The organism is Peribacillus frigoritolerans, from assembly GCF_030676415.1.
Lineage (GTDB): Bacteria > Bacillota > Bacilli > Bacillales > DSM-1321 > Peribacillus > Peribacillus frigoritolerans_A.
Window position 1 is genome coordinate 89,965 of sequence record NZ_JAUUTW010000019.1, and the last position, 20,508, is coordinate 110,472.

Sequence of the window (20,508 nt, forward strand, 5' to 3'; positions counted from 1 at the left end):
GCATGGTGAAAAATATATGAATAATATGCAGCGAAAGATGGGAACATTTTCGTTAATGATGGTAGGACTCGGGTCAATTATTGGCTCAGGTTGGTTATTCGGAGCTTGGAGAGCGGCACAGATTGCAGGACCCGCTGCCATTATCTCTTGGATTATCGGGATGGTTGTTATTTTATTTATCGCACTATCTTACAGTGAATTAGGGTCTATGTTTCCTGAAGCTGGGGGAATGGTAAAATACACGCAGTACTCTCATGGTTCTTTTTTAGGGTTTATTGCAGGCTGGGCAAACTGGATTGCAATCGTTTCCGTAATTCCAGTTGAAGCGATTGCTTCTGTTCAATATATGAGCTCATGGCCATGGGAATGGGCACAGTGGACACATGGTTTAGTAGAAAATGGAAGTCTTACTGGGGGAGGCTTGGCCATTGCCTCTGTATTGCTGATCGTCTACTTTTTATTAAATTACTGGACAGTCAGTTTGTTTTCGAAAGCTAATTCATTTATTACAGTCTTTAAGGTTATTATTCCTGGACTTACGATTGGATCACTTTTATTTGCCGGGTTTCATGCATCCAATTTTACATCTGCAGGAAGTATCGCTCCTAATGGTTGGGCAAGTGTACTTACTGCTGTAGCCACTTCTGGTATCATCTTTGCATTTAACGGTTTTCAAAGTCCAATTAATATGGCAGGTGAGGCAAAGAATCCTGGACGTTCGATCCCAATTGCAGTCATTGGCTCCATTTTAATTGCAACGGTCATCTACGTTTTATTACAGGTTGCGTTTATTGGAGCCGTTGATCCGTCCATGATTGTGAATGGATGGCAACATTTGAATTTCAATTCACCGTTTGCTGACTTAGCAATTGTTTTAGGCATAAACTGGTTGGTTATTTTACTATACGTAGATGCTTTTATTTCTCCTTCCGGGACAGGAATAACATACACGGCGACAACGTCACGAATGCTTTATGGAATGGAAAAGAATAAATATTTACCAAGCGTGTTTGGAAAACTGCATCCTCTTTATGGTATCCCGCGTCAAGCCATGTTTTTTAATCTAGGCGTATCTTTCTTATTTTTATTCATGTTTAGAGGCTGGGGCGTATTGGCAGAGGTTATTTCAGTTGCGACTTTAGTCTCTTATATTACAGGTCCAGTTACTGTTATGACATTAAGACGCACAGGTCAGAACTTGTACAGACCATTACGTTTAAAAGGATTAAGCATCATTGCACCACTGGGCTTTGTTTTTGCTTCATTGGTTCTATATTGGGCAAGATGGCCGCTGACAGGTCAAGTATTATTTATCATTATGGCTGGTCTTCCCGTTTATTTCTATTATCAATCAAAAATAAAATGGAAGGGATTCCGTCAAAACTTTTCAGCAGGGCTTTGGATGGTTGTTTACTTACTCTGTATGATGACCATTTCATACTTAGGCAGTGAAAAGTTTGGTGGACTAAACATAATCCCATTTGGTTTGGATATGGTCATCATTACATGTTTATCACTAATGTTTTATAGTTGGGCAATAAAGAGTGGTTTCCAAACGGAATATTTGGAACAAGGACAAAAAGTAAATGATGACTTGAGATCGATGGAGAACAACGTTGCATCTCAAACTGATAAAAAGAACGCTGTATAAATGATGAAGCCACTTCATTGATTGGCTTGCTCCAATAAGCTATTACGTTGAATGACTTCGAAAGTGCTTCTTTCCATTTATATTGATGAGGACGTAAAAAAGGGGACGGCAAATTTAATTTGCTGTCCCCCTTTTTGGAATTTAAGGAAAGGCTGTTATTTTTTATTTTACACCTGGTTTATCGTCATACCCGGCAGTGAAGATAGCGGCTATAAATGTAATAGCAACTCCAATGATAATAACTGTGCCCATGCTGTGACCTCCCTTTACCCATATTGTCCCACTTAAGTATAGGCTTAGTATACCCTAATTTTTAGCAGGAGTGCACACAAATTTTCTTGTCAGCATATTTGTCATCAATTCTTCAATGATTAAGCCTTTTTCGATACATGGAGAGTCAAAGGGGATTCGAAACAATGCCCGGCCACTTTTTAAAGTCTGACATGTTTGTCAGATTTGGAGCATAGATTTAAGTATTCTCTGAAAGTGACAGGGGGAGGTTCCTTAATGGATATTTTAAAGAAAATCGAAAAATTTAGAGAAGATGAACAGAAGCTGAAGTGGGAAGGCACCTTCGCAGAGTACTTAGAAATATTGAAAGAAAAGCCTTTAGTTGCTCAATCTGCTCATTCACGTGTATACAACATGATCAGAGATGCAGGGATAGAGGAAGTAAATGGGACAAAGAAATACAATTTTTTCAGCGGTCAGCTGTTTGGCCTTGAAGATTCACTGGAAAGGCTCATCGAGGAATATTTCCATCCGGCGGCAAAGCGGCTCGATGTCCGTAAGAGGATATTGCTTCTCATGGGTCCGGTGTCAGGTGGGAAGTCCACACTCGTTTCTTTACTGAAGCGTGGACTTGAAAAGTATTCGTTAAAAGACTCTGGTGCGATTTATGCAATAAAAGGATGCCCGATGCATGAAGATCCACTGCATCTCATTCCGCAGTATTTACGGGATGATTTTTATGAAGAATATGGCATCCGGATTGAAGGAAACCTATCGCCGCTAAATGTAATGAGGTTAGAACAGGAGTATGGAAGCAGGATTGAAGATGTGATGGTAGAGCGTATTTTCCTTTCGGAGGATAAGCGTGTTGGAATTGGAACATTCAGTCCTTCTGACCCTAAGTCACAGGATATTGCTGATTTGACGGGCAGCATCGATTTTTCGACCATTGCCGAATACGGATCTGAATCAGATCCGCGTGCCTATCGCTTTGATGGCGAGCTGAACAAGGCGAACCGCGGGATGATGGAGTTCCAGGAGATGCTGAAATGTGATGAGAAATTCTTATGGCATTTGCTATCATTGACACAAGAGGGGAATTTTAAAGCAGGCCGTTTTGCATTGATCAGTGCAGATGAACTCATTGTGGCTCATACGAATGAAACGGAGTATAAAGCGTTCATTTCCAACAAGAAAAATGAAGCATTGCATTCCCGTATCATTGTCATGCCTATTCCATATAATCTGAAGGTTACCGAGGAAGAAAAGATTTATGAAAAAATGATCCGTGAAAGTGATGTCTCGGATGTTCATATAGCCCCGCATACATTAAGGGTGGCGGCAATCTTCAGCATCATGACCCGCCTGAAGGATCCCAAAAAGGGCGATATCGATTTAGTGAAAAAGATGAGGCTTTATGATGGGGAAAATGTCGAAGGGTTTAATTCCGCAGACATCAATGAATTGAAAAAAGAATATCAGGACGAAGGCATGAGCGGAATCGATCCGCGTTACGTGATTAACCGAATTTCCTCTACGATCATTCGTAAGGAAAATCCGTCCATTAATGCATTGGATGTACTTATGTCATTAAAAGCAGGACTTGACCAGCATCCGTCCATTACGAACGAACTTCGGGAGAGGTATTTGAATTTCATTTCACTGGCACGTAAAGAGTACGATGCCATTGCAAAAAATGAAGTGCAAAAGGCATTTGTTTATTCATATGAAGAGTCGGCGAAGATCCTCATGGATAATTATCTGGATAATGTCGAAGCATACTGCAATAAATCAAGGCTGCGCGATCCATTGACTGGGGAAGAAATCAACCCTGATGAAAAATTGATGCGGTCGATAGAAGAGCAAATTGGAATTTCCGAGAATGCAAAAAAAGCATTCCGCGAAGAAATATTGATTCGCATTTCTGCATATGCGCGTAAAGGTAAGCGATTCGATTATAATTCCCATGATCGTTTACGGGAAGCAATCCAGAAAAAGCTATTCGCGGATTTGAAGGATGTCGTTAAGATCACTACTTCAACGAAGACACCAGACGAAAGGCAACTGAAGAAAGTGAACGAGGTCATCACGAGACTTATCGATGAGCACGGATATAATTCGACTTCAGCCAATGATTTGCTGCGCTATGTGGGCAGCTTGTTAAATCGGTAATCCATACTTTTTGGCCCCTGCCCCCGATCGGGCGGGGGTTTATATCCTTTTACGGAAGGTGGAATGCTTGAAAAGTGGATTAGAGGAAATCCAATCAATACCCTTTAACTTCTGAATTTCCATTGAAATCAGGCATCATTTGAAGGAGTTAAAGGGTGCTTTGACAAGGAATGAGAATTAATAAACCAACAAAGCACCAGGCCCTTCTAAACGAAGGGATCCCGGTGCTTTTGATTTCTATTTAGTTACATTCAAGCCAAACTGTTCAATAAGTGTAATAAGTTGATTCGGTGATAGTTTGTCTTCGCTATGATCGATTTTAATTTCCCCATCATCAACATCGATGATCGCACGTTCCACACCTTCCGTTTTCAAAAGTATGGACTCCAGATTTAAGATCGGGCCTTCTGACGTTGCTTCCTTTACATAAAGGGTAGTTGTTTGCATGCTTCTTGCACCTCCTTACATTTGCTCATAATGTCTTATCTATCCCCCATATTTCCATTAGATATGTTACGTTTTGGATTTGGAAATATTGGGTATCAATAAGTAGAGGTGATGGCAAATGAGTAAAGAGGAATTGAAAAAAGAACATGTTCCGGAAAATAGCTCCATGGCTAAGGATTATGAAGAGATGAAAGAACTTGGAAAGCAGATGGAAAATCAAAGGACAAATGAAGAATTGAAAGAGTGGGATAAACGCCCAGGTACTGTTCAACATGAAATAGAGGAAGATAAAGATTGACGAATATCACAACCAGAATCATTCTATCTGTGTAAAAGGGTGTCCAGAAAAACTACTGGGGCACCCTTTTTGTTGTGTTTCATTACTTTTTTATATGTCCTTGGAAGTCTCTATTTTTGCGGATCAATTACTTCTGGCTAAGTTCAAGAATATATTTCAAATTATCCCATAATCCGACAAATAAAACCTGCTAAAAAAAAGAACAGACCTGATAATCATCAAATTTGTTCTTTTTCTTGAAATACTTATTTTGCAGTAACATTTAGAAAAAAACCTTAAAGGGCCTCTAACGCCCTTATCAGGACTTGTCTAGTTCGTAGGCAAATATCCATTATTGAATTTTGTTGTAAATTATCCTGCATCGCTGCATAAGATAGAGTAATACTTTTCTTTTAATCCGTTTTTTCGCACTGTATTTTTCATTGGAAAACCGGAATGATGTGGGCTTTCCCACACTAATTTATTATATGAAGGAATGATGAAAAGCGTGCAAACATTTTTAAGGGGGGAAGAGAATGTCGGAAGAGAGTAATCAACAGTATGTTATCTCACAGGAAAATTGGTCCCTCCATCGGAAAGGTTATGATGATCAACAACGTCATCAGGAAAAGGTGCAGGAAGCGATCAAGAATAATTTGCCTGATCTAATTTCAGAAGAAAGCATCGTAATGTCCAATGGCCGGGATGTTATCAAAATCCCCATTCGCTCCTTGGATGAATACAAAATTCGTTATAACTATGATAAAAACAAACATGTAGGGCAAGGGGATGGAGACAGTAAAGTGGGCGATGTGGTCGCAAGGGATGGCTCACCGTCCGATGCAGGAGCCGGTAAGGGCCAAGGTGCAGGTGACAAGGCCGGCGAGGATTATTATGAAGCCGAAGTGTCGATGATGGAATTGGAGGAAGCCCTGTTCAGTCAATTGGAACTCCCTAATCTCCAGAAGAAAGAACACGCGGAGCACACGCTTGAACACATCGAGTTCAACGATATCCGCAAGACAGGCCTAATGGGAAATATCGATAAAAAGAAAACGATGATATCGGCTTTCAAACGGAACGCTTTAAGGGGGGACCCAGGTTTTCATCCTATTTATAAGGAAGACTTTAAATTCAAAACCTGGAATGAGATTCAGAAACCCGATTCCAAAGCAGTTGTACTGGCAATGATGGATACTTCCGGAAGTATGGGGTTATGGGAAAAATATATGGCTCGAAGCTTTTTCTTTTGGATGAACCGTTTCTTGCGGACAAAATATGAAACGGTGGAAATCGAGTTCATTGCCCATCATACAGAAGCGAAAGTTGTTCCGGAAGAGGATTTCTTTTCAAAAGGGGAAAGCGGCGGTACGATTTGTTCATCCGTATACCGAAAAGCATTAGAACTTATTGATCATAAATATGACCCTGTGAAGTTTAATATCTATCCGTTTCACTTTTCCGATGGGGATAACCTAACATCCGATAACGTCCGTTGCGTTAAGCTTGTTGAAGAACTCATGAAGGTTTCCAATATGTTCGGGTATGGGGAAGTCAATCAATACAATCGTCATTCGACATTGATGACAGCTTATAAGAACATTGATAATGAAAAATTCAGGTACTATATTCTTAAGCAAAAGTCTGACGTTTTCCATGCGATGAAGAGCTTTTTTAAAGACGAAGAAAATAAGAAGTATGCATAAAAAAGGAAAAGTGGAAAGTTCAAAATAATTGTAGGTTAAAAAGGCGTGCGATTCACATTGTACGTCTTTTTTCAAATCTTCTTTTTTGCAGTGTCAGGGTAAGGATAAGATACATAAAGTCGAATTACATATGAATGGGCCGTTGCTCAACAGAAGCAACGGCCTATTCATATCCACTATATTTATATCATTCGATTGAAATTTTATAATGTATTCACAATTTATAAGTTGAACAAATCAAAAGAAAGATAAAAAAACAACCATACCCTTATAAGGAAGTATGGTTGATTTACAAAATTTCATGAAGGGGTTTTTTGAGTCGTTACATATTCATTATTTCCTGCACGCATTCCAACAATGAAAATAAGTGCCGATATTAAGGCCAACATCAATAAGGGAACTGTCCAGCTGTGTGTAATGTCATGAAGCAATCCGAATAATACTGGTCCAATGGCAGCTAAGAGGTACCCGAATGATTGAGCCATTCCTGATAATTCCGTCGCCTCATGAGTGCTTTGTGTTCGAAGACTAAAGAACATCATGGATAAACTGAATATGGTTCCGACTCCAATTCCGATCAATATCATGCATACTGGGATGAAGAGAGTGCTTCCATATAATATGCCGAATATCCCTGCAATAAGGAAGACGACAGGCGGGACCACTAACAGACGCTGACTTTGTAGGCGTCCAGCTAAAATTGGCACAAGGAATGTTATGGGAATGACGGCAAGCTGCATGATGGATAGCATCCAGCCAGCTCCATCAGCGTTCAGGCCTTTTTGCTCCAGGATTTCCGGCATCCAGGTAATGACTGTATAGAAAATAAACGATTGCAAACCCATGAAGAATGTTATCTGCCAGGCTAACCCAGAACGCCATAAGTTAATCTTTTTATCCTTTTGTGCCGTTTGTACATCCTTACCTGACTTTAATGGCCGTCTTAATTGCGGCATCCATAAGAAAACTGTAATAAGTGATAAAATTCCCCAACATCCAAGGGCACCAGCCCATCCCCATCCCGATGAAGAAGCAAGGGGAATGCTGATCCCAGAACCTATTGCGCCACATAAATTCATGGAAACAGCATAGGTTCCTGTCATCAAACCGATATTCCTGGCAAAGTTATGCTTAATCAGACTGGGTAACAATACATTGCCGATTGCAATGGCTAACCCGATTAAAATGGTCCCTATGAACAATGTCGGCACTCCGCCAACTGAGCGTACCCCAATCCCGATTGTTAATAATATCAAGGAAAGGAAAAGTGTAAGCTCCATTCCAAAACGCCGTGCTATCCTAGGTGCAAATGGTGATAATAAAGCGAAAGAAAGTAAAGGCAATGTCGTTAATGAACCTGATAATGCATTGGATATCCCCAAGTTATCACGGATCGAAGTGACAAGGGGGCCAACCGATGTTAAGGGAGCCCTCAGATTTGCCCCAAGAAGAATGATCCCGATGATGAGTAGTCCAACTCTGGGTTTAATATCCACTTTTGTTTGTTCTAGTTGATTTGCCGCTTGATGAATGCCCATAATCTCCTCCTTACTTACTCTAAAGATTTTTTGAATTGTGCAATGTATTCATTCACTGTTTCGATTGCCCGGTTCACATCTTGTTCGATGATGGCATCTACAAGATTGCAATGATTGTTCAAATGAAAGTTCACATCAGAACTCATCTCCACTAACTGATGGATGGATTCATGCAGGGAGTGTTCCATATGTTCGTACAAATCAATCAATAAATCATTATGTGATGAACCCATAATCGAATTATGTAACTGTATATCCGCTTCTTCGTAAGCCTTGATGTCCTTTGCTTCGGCAGCATTCCTGCATGCTGATATATGAAACCGCAATCGTTCTATATCTTCTTGATTACGTCTTAATGCCGCTAACTGAGCTCCCTCTCTTTCAAGGGCATGACGGACCTCTAACGTTTCTAATAAACTTGACTGCTGGATCCTTCTTTCAAAAGCAGCCCCCAAGGCACTTGATGACCTTACGAATGTCCCCTTTCCTTGTTTCGTCACTAATAGCCCTGCATAAACAAGTGATCGTACAGCTTCTCTTAATGTATTTCTGCTTACATCGAACTGTTGGATCAAATCCATTTCAGGGGGGATTTGATTTCCAATTTTCCATTCACCTGATTCGATTAACGATTCGATTTGGGAAACCACTTGCTCTACAAGTGATAAGCGATTTGTTTTAGATATGGTCAATATACACACCTCTAATTTGTAGGATGATTGGGTCATTGGTTATTTTAACATATGTATGTTGAAAATATAAATAAGAATGTTGTTGCATACGGAGTATTTGTAAAACAAAATTTCTAAGTAAGAAAAAAAGTTCCAGTTGATTTCAGAAATCCGCTCCCTTTCCGCCGACTGTCTGCCAAGCCGCATCAAAGCAAGCGTCTGTGGGGTCTCGGCAAGCCAATTATTCGGCAGGAGTGTCGCAAATTTCTTCAATCCAGTGAGAGTCTCATCCAAATGAAAAAGTAAAAAAACATGAAGGATAACCAGGTCCTTTTAAAATCATGGTTCGGGAATAGACGATACCGAACCCGCTTATGTCGACAAAAGGGTTTTATCTATAATTCTATACAAAGTTGATTGAAACGGAAGGTACGAGACTCCTGCGGGAAAAGCGCGTCCAAGGGAGTGCCCGCTGGCACAGAGACCGCCCGCGGAAGCGTGTGCTGGAGTCCTAATCAATGTTCAAATTGTACTAGTACTAAAAAAACTGTAGGCAAAACTCGATTTTCATCGAGTTTGCCTACAGTCCGAAATCCCTGATATTAAAATTCAGGGATTTTTATTTTTTTGTTTGACAATAAAAGAGAGAAGGATAAGTATCACTAACGTGACAAGACATACGGTGGTCCCAATGATGTTTTGCTTATTAAAGATAAATGCCAAAAAGATAATGCTTAAAGCCGTGATGGCTAATATAGTTGTATATGGGGCCCATTTTACCCGGAAACCTGGTTTACGAGTGTATTGAATACGCAGCTTCAATTGCGCGGAACAAATACTGATCCATAATAATAAAACTGTGAAACCAGGAATGGCCATAAGGTAGCTTAAAATCAGGTCGGGAGTCAAATAGGATAAAAACACCCCAGCCAATATACATAATGTAGTTAAAAATATACCATTAAGCGGGATACCCTTTTTGGATGTTTTTAAAAATGCCTTAGGCGCTTCCCCGTTCTGGGAAAGAGTGAACAATGTCCTTGATGTAGCGTATATACCTGAATTTGCAGCTGATAAGACAGCGGTTAAAAGAACGAAATTCATAATATCGGCTGCTCCGGGAAGACCCGATAAGCTGAAAACCTGAACGAAAGGACTTACTTCAGTGCTTACTTGGTTCCAAGGTATTACCCCACAAATAATAAGTATCGGCAAGACATAGAAAAGAATCACCCGCCATACAGTTCCTTTAATGATTTTTGGTATGACTCGCTGACTATCTTTTGTTTCCGTGACGGCTACACCAATTAATTCTGCACCCCCATATGAAAACATTACCACTAAAAGTGCACTTAACATTCCGTCAATTCCTTGAGGGAAAAAGCCCCCATGTTCCGTATAATTAGAAAATGAAGCCGAACTTGGAAAAAGTCCTAGCATGATCAAAGCTCCTAAAATAATAAAGGCAATTAGGGTTATTATTTTAATTCCTGCGAACCAAAACTCGAGTTCACCATAGTATTTTACTTGAAACAAATTTATTCCTATAATTACTGAAGCGCAAAGTATGCTTAACAGCCATAATGGTATTGAAGGAAACCAATATTGTAGAAAGCTTCCGGCTGCGACTATTTCTACAATTATCACAATAATCCAGTTAAACCAATAGAGCCATCCGACTATGAAGGATAGTTGAAACCCAAAAGCTTTGTTAATGAGATGTTGTACGTTCAAATTTGGAAAAGCGATTGCCATCTCTCCTAATGCGGCCATTACAATAAATAACAATAGCCCCCCTATCAAATAGGCTATTACAACACTTGGACCTGCCATATTTAATGTATCGGAACTCCCCTTAAAAATCCCTGTTCCTATCATTCCGGCTAAAGCAATGAACTGGACATGCCTCGGCAATAGGCCCTTTTTTAAATCTTGATGAGTCTTCTCCATTTTATTCATGCCTTTCATTCATTATTTTAATAAATTAGTCTATAAGTAAAACTAAAAAGTTCTTCTATTATTGAACGCTTTCATGTGCTAAAGTAACTATATTAATATATCATGAATCGGAATAATGTCAATTTAGGCAGGTGAACTGGTATAGATTCCTGATAAGCAAAGAAGGAAATAGTCTTTATTATCTTAAAATATTTGGGTTTTATCAAATGAATCGAGGAAAAGTAAACTGATAGGTGATTTTTTAGGGATGGTATAGAATATAAATTAACAAATCGGTACAAGGCAATTCTGCACTCTATTGAATTAAATACATATTGAAAAGAGAGAAAAAAATTCTGTTTACTTGCATTATTACTGACATTTTGTTTGGTAGTGAATTAGATGATGTAATAAGTTCAAGTCCTTCCATTGAATAAAGAGATGTTTATACATGTCAGGTTGTGATGGCGGTTTTGGATTTTACGGAGGTTTCGCCTTTATCGCTTTTTTTATCCTTTTAGTGAGTGTTGGAGCCAGCTTTTGCGGCAGCGGCACTCCGGGTTATGGAACATACTGCTGAATAACAAAAAACCGACCCTTCAAGGTCGGTTTTTCTTTAATATAAGGTACGAAGCGGGAAAAGCTAACGAGACTATCCGTTCTCTTTTAAAAAGGGGAGAGGCGACGGCTGTAGGTATTCGGTTTCTTGTTTCGGTTCAATTTCGCTTAGAAATTCCAAATAACCGGTATATACCTTCGAGGCCATCCCTAAATAGTGCAATTCAGTGTGGATGATTCCCTTCCGTGGTGAATGGAGCATGTACATTTTTATCCCTCCTTTCTAAAAGAATAGGCCAGTCTGTTATAGGAGTTAATCGAATCAATATGAATGGTATGTTTATATGAGATCATTCTTATTACCTCAAAAATTGGATGCTCCAGGTTCGAAGGCTTCTGCATCTCTTTCTTCTATCATTATGCGCAGTCCATTCCTGGGTCTGAGTGTAAGGGACGGAAGGGGGGTTACTTCATGATGGTCAGGTGCAAGCTTTATCCTATATCTTTGGGCAATGCAGGCCAGGACAAACACCGCTTCCATCATGGCAAAATGATTGCCAATGCAAACCCGCGGCCCTCCGCCAAATGGAAAGTAAGCGAACGCAGGCAGGCTTTTCATAAAGTTATTTTCAAATCGCTCAGGAATAAATGATTCCGGTTGATCAAAATACTCTGGATTATGCTGTATTACATAAGAACTTATTAGAATCATATCGCCTTTTTTAAAGCGATACCCTCCTATTACGACATCCTCCGTTACATCACGGGATAAGATATACAGTGGCGGGTACATGCGAAGTGTTTCATGAATGATATTTTGAGTGTATGGTAATTTCATGAAATCTTCAGGCTGGGGTGTCCGGTGACCGATTATGCTATTCACTTCATTGAAAAGCTTGGCTTGAATTTCTGGATGCTTCGAAATTGCGTACAATGCCCAGGAAAGAGCATTTGCTGTCGTTTCATGACCGGCAAGAAAAATAGTCATTAATTCATCACGGACCTGATGGCTTGTCATACCTAATCCGTCGTCGGCATCACGGGCGTTCATCAGGATCCCAAGCATGTCTTCATGTTTTACTGTGTCATTCTTCCGTTTTTCAATAATGCCGTAAATCACTTTATCAAGTCTTTTTATCGCCTTTTTATATTCACGGTTGATTTTAGTTGGTACCCATAATGGCATACGGAAAATCTTTCTCATCCTTTTGACTGTGATTTTTAAAGCAGTTTCCAGCGGTTTCCCGACAATTTCATATCCATCCTTGAATTCCATGCTGAACATGGTCTTACTGATTATCCCGAGAGTGATGTTCATCATATCCTTCGTCATAATCCGTTCATCATCATGTTGCCAAGTTGATATATAATCCATTGTGGTTTCAATCATATCCTTGGCGTATTGGCTAATATGAGTCTTTTTGAAAGAGGGTTGGATAAGCCTTCTCTGTCGCATATGAAAGTCTTTTTCGCTTGTAAGTAAACCTTCACCGATAAGCGGTTTTAAAACATTGAAGTCCTTGGATTTGATGAAGGATTTTTGTTTTGTTACGAGTATTTGTTTTATTAAATCAGGATTTAAAACGTGATAAACATTTTGGAATGGGCCTAAACGGAATTTAGCGACTTCTCCATATTCCTTGGCCAATCGGGTCAGAAAGCCAATGGGATCTGCTTGAAACTCCTTTGTATGTCCGGAAATCAGCCTTCCTTTTGGAACCTTTGGAGAAGGGCGGAAGACATCATCAGCGTGGCTCAATGTAGTTTTTCCCCTTTCTTTAAAATAATTACATGTAATCATTCTATGAGGATAAGCTAAATTTGTTTGGACAAGTCGTTAAAGAAAGGGCGGATAATTCTATGGAAGAAATGAAGCTACAAAAATTAGCAATAAAAAAACTCTGGATAAAATAGAGCCAGAGTCTTTCATGAAAGCTTTAGATTTAATGATGTAATGTAGGATTTAACTTCTTTCTTCATTGTCCCCATGTTGGAAACAATCATTTTTTTCATTAATGGGCCCGCCGAATTGTGCATTGATTTCCTTAACCACTTGATCTAAAAATTCATCGGATATTATTGGATTATTAGTTTTTTTATGCATGTACAATCCTTTCTGGATACCATTGTTTGGATCAATAATGTAGGATACGTTATCAACATAACCTCACTTACAATAAATTATTCTTTGTCTGTCCAATCATTTTCACTTGCATTTACATTTCACAGGTATATTTTGCTTAGAGATTATCGTACAGGAAAATGTTAGTGGATATTACCGATGTGGAATAGCCCAATCACCTCTTGGTAATTGGGCATGGGCTATATTAACATCATTAAGGAAACAACTGTCTTAAATATGTTATTAGCTGATCACGAAGTTCAGGCCGTTTCATGGCGAAATCTATTGAAGCTTGGAGGAAGCCGAATTTATCGCCAACGTCATATCGATTTCCCTCGATGATATACGAGTATAATGGTTCCTTTTCTAACAAAAGGTCTAAAGCTTCGGTAAGCTGGATCTCCCCCTTACGATCTGGCTGTACGGTTTCAAGGATTTCAAAAATCGCAGGTGATAAAATATATCGGCCAATAATAGCCTGTGTTGATGGTGCATCCTCCACTTTTGGTTTTTCCACTAAGTTTCTTACCAGAAATAAATCCTCATATCGTTCTTGGAAATTTACGATCCCATACTTGGAGACATCGGCAGGTGACACTTCCTTACATCCGATAATGCTCGCTCGAACCTTGTTATACCGTTCCATTAACTGCTTTAAAGCTGGAACCCGGCTATCCACGATATCATCCCCTAATAGGACGGCAAAAGGTTCGTCTCCGATAAAAGTTTTGGCACATAACACTGCATGCCCCAGACCTAGAGGTTCCTTTTGTCTTACATAGTGAATATCCACCATGTTGGAAATGTTCTCCACAATCTTAAGCAAATCATTTTGTCCTTTCATTTGCAGGAGCATTTCAAGTTCAATGGATTTATCGAAATGATCTTCGATGGCACGTTTGTTTTTACCCGTAACGATGATAATATCTGTAATCCCTGATTGTACCGCTTCCTCGATAATATATTGAATGGTCGGCTTATCGACAATCGGCAGCATTTCCTTAGGTTGAGCTTTCGTAGCAGGTAAAAATCGTGTTCCTAAACCGGCTGCTGGAATCACCGCTTTCTTTATCATAGCCCAGCCCCTTTTTAAAGTTTCTTTTATATGCTTTTTGTTCTACCCTTCATTTTATGTGGTCATTGGTTGACCTATATCAAAAAAGGTTAAATTAAATCCCTGAAAAAGAATAGATTTACCTTTGAAGCAAATATTATGGATATATGAATTTGGTCAAGAGGTGTATATTTTGCCAATTGAAAATCAAGAGAGAAAACAAATCCTTTTTGCCTTACTCGTCATTGTTTTATATCTTTCTCCTTTATTCATCCTTGGAGAAAATGCGCATATTCGCGTACATGATAATTTGGATTCCAACCTTGCCTGGTATAAAGTCCTTTCAGAAAGCGGTGAGTTATTCGGTGCAATAGACGCCAAAATTCCCCAGATTATGAATGGGCTGCCCCGAAATGCTTTTGGCAGTGAGTTCAGTATTATCGTGTGGCTTTATGCTCTTTTTCCGACAATGGTTGCATATGCAATAAGCCAGGCATTAACAAGGTTTATTGCATTCTTTGGTATGTATATCTTATTAAGGAAACATTTGGTTACAGGGAGCCACTCAGGTTGGATTAGGGTCGGAACATCCTTAGCCTTTGCCCTTACCCCATTTTGGCCATCGGGAATGCTCAGTACACTTGGGATGCCGCTAGCACTTTGGGCTTTTTTGAATATTCGCGGCAAGGACCATTCTTGGAAGAATTATTTGGTCCTTACACTTTTACCGCTTTATTCAAGCATCGTGCTTGGCTTTTTCTTTTTCCTTGTTGCAATGGGCTTTCTTTGGCTAACGGATGTGATCAGGAGAAAAGGGTGGAATATAACGTTTCTTCTTTCGATCGTGTATATGACCGTCATTTTTGGTTTGGTGGAGTATCGTTTGGTCGCTTCATTCATTTTTGATTCGGAGCCAAACAGCAGAGATGAATATTTTCACGCAAGGCTGCCGCTCGAGTGGGTCATCAAGCTTACTTTCAAAAATTTCGTCCTTGGACATACGCATGTCATGACTGTACATGCGCTTATCATCCTGCCGATTACAGTCTTTGCCCTTTATATCATTCTGACCAAAAAACTGTGGAAACAGGAAAAGGTATATGTATTTTTATTAGGATTGAACTTTGTACTCTCAGCGTGGTACGCATTTTGGTTTTATAAAGGCTGGCTTCCTCTGACGGAAAGGTTTCACACCCTGGATACTTTTAATTTTGCCAGATTTCACTTTTTAAGGCCGATGGTGATTTACTTGGGCTTTGCCCTCGCGATAAAAATCATTTGGGAACACAGCGATTATGCTAAGAAAACCCTTTCTATTTTCATCGCCGTTCAAATTATGATCTTAATGGGCTTCAATGAAGAAATCACTTACAATAAAAAACCATCATTTAAAGAGTTCTATTCAGAAGGCCTTTTTCAGGAGATAAAAGATCATATTGACCTTCCACAGGAAGAGTATCGTATTGCTAGCATTGGGCTGCATCCTGCAATCGCACAATTTAATGGATTTTACACGCTCGATAGCTATAACAATTTCTATCCGCTTTCTTACAAACATCAATTTCGTCAAATAATTGAAAACGAATTGGCAAAGAATAAAAACATCAGAATCTACTTTGATGAATGGGGAGGACGTTGTTACCTATTTACCGATGAGCTTGGGAAGCATTATATGTTCAAGAAAGGCGCGAAGAAAGAATTGGAAAATTTGGACCTTAATATGGATGCGTTTAAAGGATTAGGTGGCAGGTATATATTTTCTGCCATACCTATCAATAACGCGAAGGAAAACGGATTGGTACTAGATAGGATTTTCACGAAAAAAGGAAGCGTATGGAAAATTCATTTGTACAGAGTCATGTGAAAAGGGGGGAATCGAGTGAATTCACCGATACTAACGATTGTTGTACCTTGTTATAACGAAGAAAGCGTATTGCAGGATACCATTTCCCAGCTTTGTGGATTGGTGAGGGGGTTAGTCGAAGAAAACGTTGTTTCTGGTCAAAGTAAAATCCTATTGGTTGATGATGGAAGCAAAGATCAAACATGGAAGATCATTTATAAGGAAACGATCAATAATGAATTTGTTCGCGGGCTAAAGCTTTCCCGGAATGCAGGACATCAAAATGCACTCCTGGCAGGATTGTTTACAGCCAAGGAAGCCTCGGATTGTGTGATTTCCATTGATGCAGATTTACAGGATGATATTCAAGTCATCCCTGAATTCATTCGTAAATTCAATGAAGGATGTGAAATCGTATATGGTGTCCGCCAGAAAAGGGACCTTGATTCATTTTTTAAACGGACATCTGCAACTGGTTTTTATAAATTGATGAACAAGATGGGGGTTAACCTTGTCTATAATCATGCCGATTTCAGGCTAATGAGCAAAAGGGCGATCGCGGAGTTGGAACGATTTGATGAAACGAACCTTTTTTTACGGGGAATCGTCCCACTCATTGGGTTTAAGACGGACTCTGTTTATTATGACCGAAAAGAAAGATTGGCTGGGGAAACGAAGTATCCATTTAAGAAGATGGTTTCTTTTGCGCTTGATGGCATTACTTCCTTTTCAGTTACACCGATCCGGCTTGTATTATGGTTGGGATGTCTTTCCTTTTTCATTAGCTTACTCTTTGGTTCCTACTTTTTATGGTTAAAATTTTATGGGCAGACCGAAACTGGTTGGACCTCATTAATCACCTCCATATGGTTGATCGGTGGACTGCAGTTGATTGCTGTCGGCTTGATTGGGGAATATATCGGTAAAATCTATAATGAATCTAAACGCCGGCCTAAATATATTGTTGATCTGGATTTATTTAATCCGCTCGATTTAACAAAACGGGAGCAACTAGACAATGAACGGAACAGTATTGAAAAACTATCTAAAACACACTAACTCCTTTATCCGCTTTTTATTGGTTGGAATAGTCAATACAGCGGTTGGACTTTCCATCATGCTTTTTCTTATGAATGTTCTTGAATTATCTTACTGGGTCTCCACCTTTTTCGGCAATGGTACGGGAGCTGTAACGAGTTTTCTTTTGAACAGGACTTTTACCTTTAAAAGCGATATAGAATGGCGGCGAGGAGTTGCCCGTTTCTTTTGCGTCATCCTGATTTGTTATTCCGCCGCTTATTCTATAGGCCAAGCTATTGCAGAATCACTGGAAGGATCCGTTTCTTTATCCATACAACAAAATGTGGCTGTGCTGATAGGAACAATCTGTTATACAGTACTTAACTATCTTGGCCAGAAATACTTTGTCTTTAAAAAAAGCAATTTGAGACCAATTCAAGAAGGAAGGAACTAATTAGGGTGGATCAGTGGAATAATGCCCCCAAATTGGACGGGAATTAAAGTGGATTCGGAAAGCGAAATTCAATGCCGATTAATGACTATCCAAGCTGGGGCAGATCTGTTTTACTTGATCCTTCACGTTTTCCATGTGGCGATCATTTTTCCTTTTCGAAAATCTATCTTTTGTTCATTGACTTCTTGAATATCTTCTTTTTGACGTTTAATTGCCTCCTTTCCTACCTTCGAATCATGTGTTTGCATGACTTATGTTATATAAGTCAAGAATAAAACCTCGCTTATAAATAATAATTCTATTTCTGTGCAAAATTTTCATTTACTTTTCCATTTCACGGGAGTATGATAATCAACAGTTTCATATTTCTAAATCGCTTAAACCTTATGGTGCGGGGGACCCGTTATTGGGATTGTTTTTACAATCCAAGGGGTGAATCCTTTAAAAGGTAGGGCTACTCTTAGGTCCGAATCCGACAGCTAACCTCGTAAGCGTTATATGAGAAGGAAGGTGGAGCTTGTTAGACAAAAAAATTGATGTCTACAGGTCTATTTAGCTATGACTTGTAGGCATTTTTCTATTTGGTCTCGTTTTTTGCGACAGCTGGGAAACATAAACTTATAAATTAAACATGGTGGTGAATTCTTGATGTTATCCTCAATAAAGAGGTTTTTGATTGGAAGACCTTTAAAGTCAAATGCACTTGGTGAACAAAAGCTTAACAAAACAAAGGCTTTGGCGATATTATCTTCTGATGCTTTGTCTTCGGTTGCATATGGGCCGGAGCAAATATTGATCGTCCTGATCACGGTCGGTGCCGCAGCATTTTGGTATTCCATCCCTATCGCGATCGGAGTATTGATCCTGTTAACGGCTTTGATTTTGTCCTATAGACAAATCATTTTCGCTTATCCCCATGGCGGGGGGGCCTATGTGGTTTCAAAAAACAATTTAGGAGTCAATCCAGGGTTGATAGCTGGAGGATCCTTATTGGTCGATTATATATTAACTGTGGCTGTAAGTGTTTCTGCAGGTACGGATGCCATCACGTCCGCTTTTCCCGGCCTGCATTCATATAATGTCATCATAGCCATCATTTTCGTCATTCTACTTACAATCCTGAACCTTCGGGGGGTTACGGAGTCGGCCTCTGTTTTGGCCTATCCGGTTTACCTATTCGTTTTAGCCTTGTTCATCTTGATTGGTGTTGGAATTTACAAGATTTTGACGGGTGGGGTTTCACCGGAATTGCACACGTCAATCGGGACTCCGGTAGCGGGTATCAGTCTATTTATCCTGCTAAGGGCATTTGCATCAGGAAGCTCTGCATTGACAGGAGTCGAAGCAATTTCCAATGCAATCCCGAACTTTAAAGATCCAGCACCGAATAATGCTGCGAAAACATTAATAGCGATGGGTTCCTTACTAGCTGTATTATTTTCGGGAATCGTATTCTTAGCCTATTATTTAAGCATTGTTCCCAGCGCAGAGGTAACGGTCGTTTCCCAGATTGCCGAAGAGATCTTTGGACGGAATTTCATGTATTTCTTCATTCAAGGTACGACTGCATTGATCTTGATCCTTGCTGCCAACACTGGCTATTCTGCTTTCCCTCTGCTTGCGGTTAATCTTGCAAAAGATAAATTCATACCAAGGGCGTTTACGATTAGAGGAGACCGATTAGGGTATTCCAATGGAATTATCATACTGGGACTTGCATCGATCATCTTAATAATCGCATTTGAAGGACATACAGAAAATCTTATTCCGCTTTATGCGGTAGGGGTATTCATTCCATTTACGTTGTCCCAGACCGGGATGATCGTTAAATGGATTCGCGAAAAGCCAAAAGGCTGGATGATGAAATTAACCATTAATTCAATTGGTGCCATAATTAGCTTTATCGTCACGATGATATTCTTTTTAACGAAATTTACCCAGGTTTGGCCTGTATTGATTTTTTTACCTATCATCATATTAATTTTCCATCGAATTAAAAAGCATTATGATGCAGTTGGTGACCAACTTAGGATTACAACTTGTGAGCCAATCTTACCAATAGAAGGGAATATCATCATTGTACCTGTGGCTGGTATCACTCACGTAGTTGAGAATTCCTTGAATTATGCTAAATCTCTTTCAGCACATCAGGTCATTGCCGTTTATGTTGCTTTTGAAAGAGAAGATGAAAAAAAATTCGAAGAAAAATGGAAAAAATGGCAGCCGGATGTCAGACTCGTTACATTGAATTCTTATTACAGAAGTATCATTCAGCCACTAACTAAATTTGTCGATACAGTAGAACATAAGGCTAGTGAATCCAATTATAAAGTTACGGTGATCATCCCCCAATTCATTCCGAAGAAGGGCTGGCACAATATACTTCATAACCAATCAAGTTTACTGATTCGCGCCTACTTGCTTTATAGAAGAAATGTGGTTATTACGACAGTACCCTATCATTTGAAGAAGTAGTTCCATAACTATAACTGGAAGCAAACCTACATAAGGTTTGCTTTTTTTATAATCTAATAAAAAAAGACATCAGTACAGCTGTCTTTTCAGTTTGTAGACAAAAGGGGTTCGGAATTAAAAAATTCTGAACCCCTTTTGAAATTCCCTTTGAATTTTCGCCTAAAGTTAAGAGATTTGGGGCTCTACGAGCCCACTATGTTAGGCCATTTTTGGACCTCGCCATCTCCAATTGGCCATCTTCTTTAAATTAATGGCAGCGAAAGTAAGCATCGCCTGCATCGACAATTTTTTAAGTCCCCTTAAAGTAGTCCAACGCATACCATGCTTTTCTTTTGCATCTGCGAATACACG

The 20,508-nt window shown here is 39.5% G+C and carries 18 protein-coding genes and 1 riboswitch; of the genes, 9 read left to right on the forward strand and 9 right to left on the reverse strand.

All coding sequences use genetic code 11. The annotated features are described in order from the left end of the window. Nucleotides 1-16 precede the first annotated feature (16 nt). Complete coding sequence (locus Q8G36_RS17985) at nucleotides 17-1,651, forward strand: APC family permease (protein WP_305162026.1); 1,635 nt, start codon at nucleotides 17-19, stop codon at nucleotides 1,649-1,651. A 507-nt stretch (nucleotides 1,652-2,158) separates the two neighbouring features. After that, on the forward strand, nucleotides 2,159-4,054 hold the full coding sequence (locus Q8G36_RS17990) for a PrkA family serine protein kinase (protein WP_305162027.1): 1,896 nt from the start codon (nucleotides 2,159-2,161) through the stop codon (nucleotides 4,052-4,054). 237 nt (nucleotides 4,055-4,291) lie between these two features. Here Q8G36_RS17990 and Q8G36_RS17995 read toward each other — a convergent pair whose 3' ends face one another. Beyond that, a complete protein-coding gene (locus Q8G36_RS17995; RefSeq protein WP_305162028.1) occupies nucleotides 4,292-4,501 on the reverse strand; it encodes a hypothetical protein in 210 nt (69 codons plus the stop codon). A gap of 118 nt (nucleotides 4,502-4,619) precedes the next feature. Here Q8G36_RS17995 and Q8G36_RS18000 point away from each other — a divergent pair, with 118 nt between their 5' ends. Next, complete coding sequence (locus tag Q8G36_RS18000; RefSeq protein ID WP_063235975.1) at nucleotides 4,620-4,799, forward strand: hypothetical protein; 180 nt, start codon at nucleotides 4,620-4,622, stop codon at nucleotides 4,797-4,799. Between the two features lie 515 nt (nucleotides 4,800-5,314). Continuing rightward, nucleotides 5,315-6,484, forward strand: a complete 1,170-nt coding sequence (gene yhbH / locus Q8G36_RS18005; RefSeq protein ID WP_305162029.1) for a sporulation protein YhbH — start codon at nucleotides 5,315-5,317, stop codon at nucleotides 6,482-6,484. A gap of 299 nt (nucleotides 6,485-6,783) precedes the next feature. On the opposite strand, the gene Q8G36_RS18010 is transcribed toward yhbH, so the two are convergent. The 3 genes from Q8G36_RS18010 to Q8G36_RS18020 form a co-directional block, all read right to left on the reverse strand. Further along, complete coding sequence (locus Q8G36_RS18010; RefSeq protein ID WP_305162030.1) at nucleotides 6,784-8,022, reverse strand: CynX/NimT family MFS transporter; 1,239 nt, start codon at nucleotides 8,020-8,022, stop codon at nucleotides 6,784-6,786. A 14-nt stretch (nucleotides 8,023-8,036) separates the two neighbouring features. Beyond that, nucleotides 8,037-8,714 (reverse strand): FadR/GntR family transcriptional regulator, encoded by a 678-nt coding sequence (locus tag Q8G36_RS18015; RefSeq protein WP_305162031.1) that lies wholly within the window; start codon nucleotides 8,712-8,714, stop codon nucleotides 8,037-8,039. Between the two features lie 588 nt (nucleotides 8,715-9,302). After that, nucleotides 9,303-10,643, reverse strand: a complete 1,341-nt coding sequence (locus tag Q8G36_RS18020) for an amino acid permease (RefSeq protein ID WP_305162032.1) — start codon at nucleotides 10,641-10,643, stop codon at nucleotides 9,303-9,305. A gap of 439 nt (nucleotides 10,644-11,082) precedes the next feature. Here Q8G36_RS18020 and Q8G36_RS18025 point away from each other — a divergent pair, with 439 nt between their 5' ends. Beyond that, nucleotides 11,083-11,211, forward strand: a complete 129-nt coding sequence (locus Q8G36_RS18025) for a sporulation protein YjcZ (RefSeq protein WP_305162033.1) — start codon at nucleotides 11,083-11,085, stop codon at nucleotides 11,209-11,211. A 72-nt stretch (nucleotides 11,212-11,283) separates the two neighbouring features. Here Q8G36_RS18025 and Q8G36_RS18030 read toward each other — a convergent pair whose 3' ends face one another. From Q8G36_RS18030 to galU, 4 genes are all read right to left on the reverse strand, one after another. Then, nucleotides 11,284-11,457, reverse strand: a complete 174-nt coding sequence (locus Q8G36_RS18030; RefSeq protein ID WP_305162034.1) for a hypothetical protein — start codon at nucleotides 11,455-11,457, stop codon at nucleotides 11,284-11,286. Nucleotides 11,458-11,553: 96 nt separating this feature from the next. After that, nucleotides 11,554-12,948 carry a cytochrome P450 gene (locus tag Q8G36_RS18035; RefSeq protein ID WP_305162035.1) on the reverse strand — a complete coding sequence of 465 codons (1,395 nt, stop codon included), beginning with the start codon at nucleotides 12,946-12,948 and terminating at the stop codon, nucleotides 11,554-11,556. Between the two features lie 204 nt (nucleotides 12,949-13,152). After that, complete coding sequence (locus tag Q8G36_RS18040; RefSeq protein WP_305162036.1) at nucleotides 13,153-13,293, reverse strand: bacitracin ABC transporter ATP-binding protein; 141 nt, start codon at nucleotides 13,291-13,293, stop codon at nucleotides 13,153-13,155. Between the two features lie 232 nt (nucleotides 13,294-13,525). Next, nucleotides 13,526-14,386, reverse strand: a complete 861-nt coding sequence (gene galU, locus Q8G36_RS18045) for a UTP--glucose-1-phosphate uridylyltransferase GalU (RefSeq protein ID WP_305162037.1) — start codon at nucleotides 14,384-14,386, stop codon at nucleotides 13,526-13,528. A gap of 178 nt (nucleotides 14,387-14,564) precedes the next feature. Here galU and Q8G36_RS18050 point away from each other — a divergent pair, with 178 nt between their 5' ends. The 4 genes from Q8G36_RS18050 to Q8G36_RS18065 all read left to right on the forward strand — a co-directional run bounded on the left by Q8G36_RS18050 (nucleotide 14,565) and on the right by Q8G36_RS18065 (nucleotide 20,157). Continuing rightward, nucleotides 14,565-16,229 carry a DUF6044 family protein gene (locus Q8G36_RS18050; RefSeq protein WP_305162045.1) on the forward strand — a complete coding sequence of 555 codons (1,665 nt, stop codon included), beginning with the start codon at nucleotides 14,565-14,567 and terminating at the stop codon, nucleotides 16,227-16,229. Between the two features lie 15 nt (nucleotides 16,230-16,244). Further along, the gene (locus tag Q8G36_RS18055) at nucleotides 16,245-17,267 is read left to right on the forward strand and encodes a glycosyltransferase family 2 protein (protein ID WP_305162038.1); all 1,023 of its coding nucleotides are present in this window, start codon (nucleotides 16,245-16,247) and stop codon (nucleotides 17,265-17,267) included. Next, nucleotides 17,227-17,682 (forward strand): GtrA family protein, encoded by a 456-nt coding sequence (locus Q8G36_RS18060; protein ID WP_305162039.1) that lies wholly within the window; start codon nucleotides 17,227-17,229, stop codon nucleotides 17,680-17,682. The genes Q8G36_RS18055 and Q8G36_RS18060 overlap by 41 nt, the downstream gene beginning before the upstream one ends. A gap of 364 nt (nucleotides 17,683-18,046) precedes the next feature. Continuing rightward, a riboswitch (cyclic di-AMP (ydaO/yuaA leader) is annotated at nucleotides 18,047-18,192 on the forward strand. Nucleotides 18,193-18,330: 138 nt separating this feature from the next. Next, on the forward strand, nucleotides 18,331-20,157 hold the full coding sequence (locus Q8G36_RS18065) for an APC family permease (protein ID WP_305162040.1): 1,827 nt from the start codon (nucleotides 18,331-18,333) through the stop codon (nucleotides 20,155-20,157). A gap of 198 nt (nucleotides 20,158-20,355) precedes the next feature. Here Q8G36_RS18065 and Q8G36_RS18070 read toward each other — a convergent pair. Beyond that, a partial coding sequence (locus Q8G36_RS18070; protein ID WP_305162046.1) for a transposase occupies nucleotides 20,356-20,508 on the reverse strand: 153 nt, incomplete at its 5' end.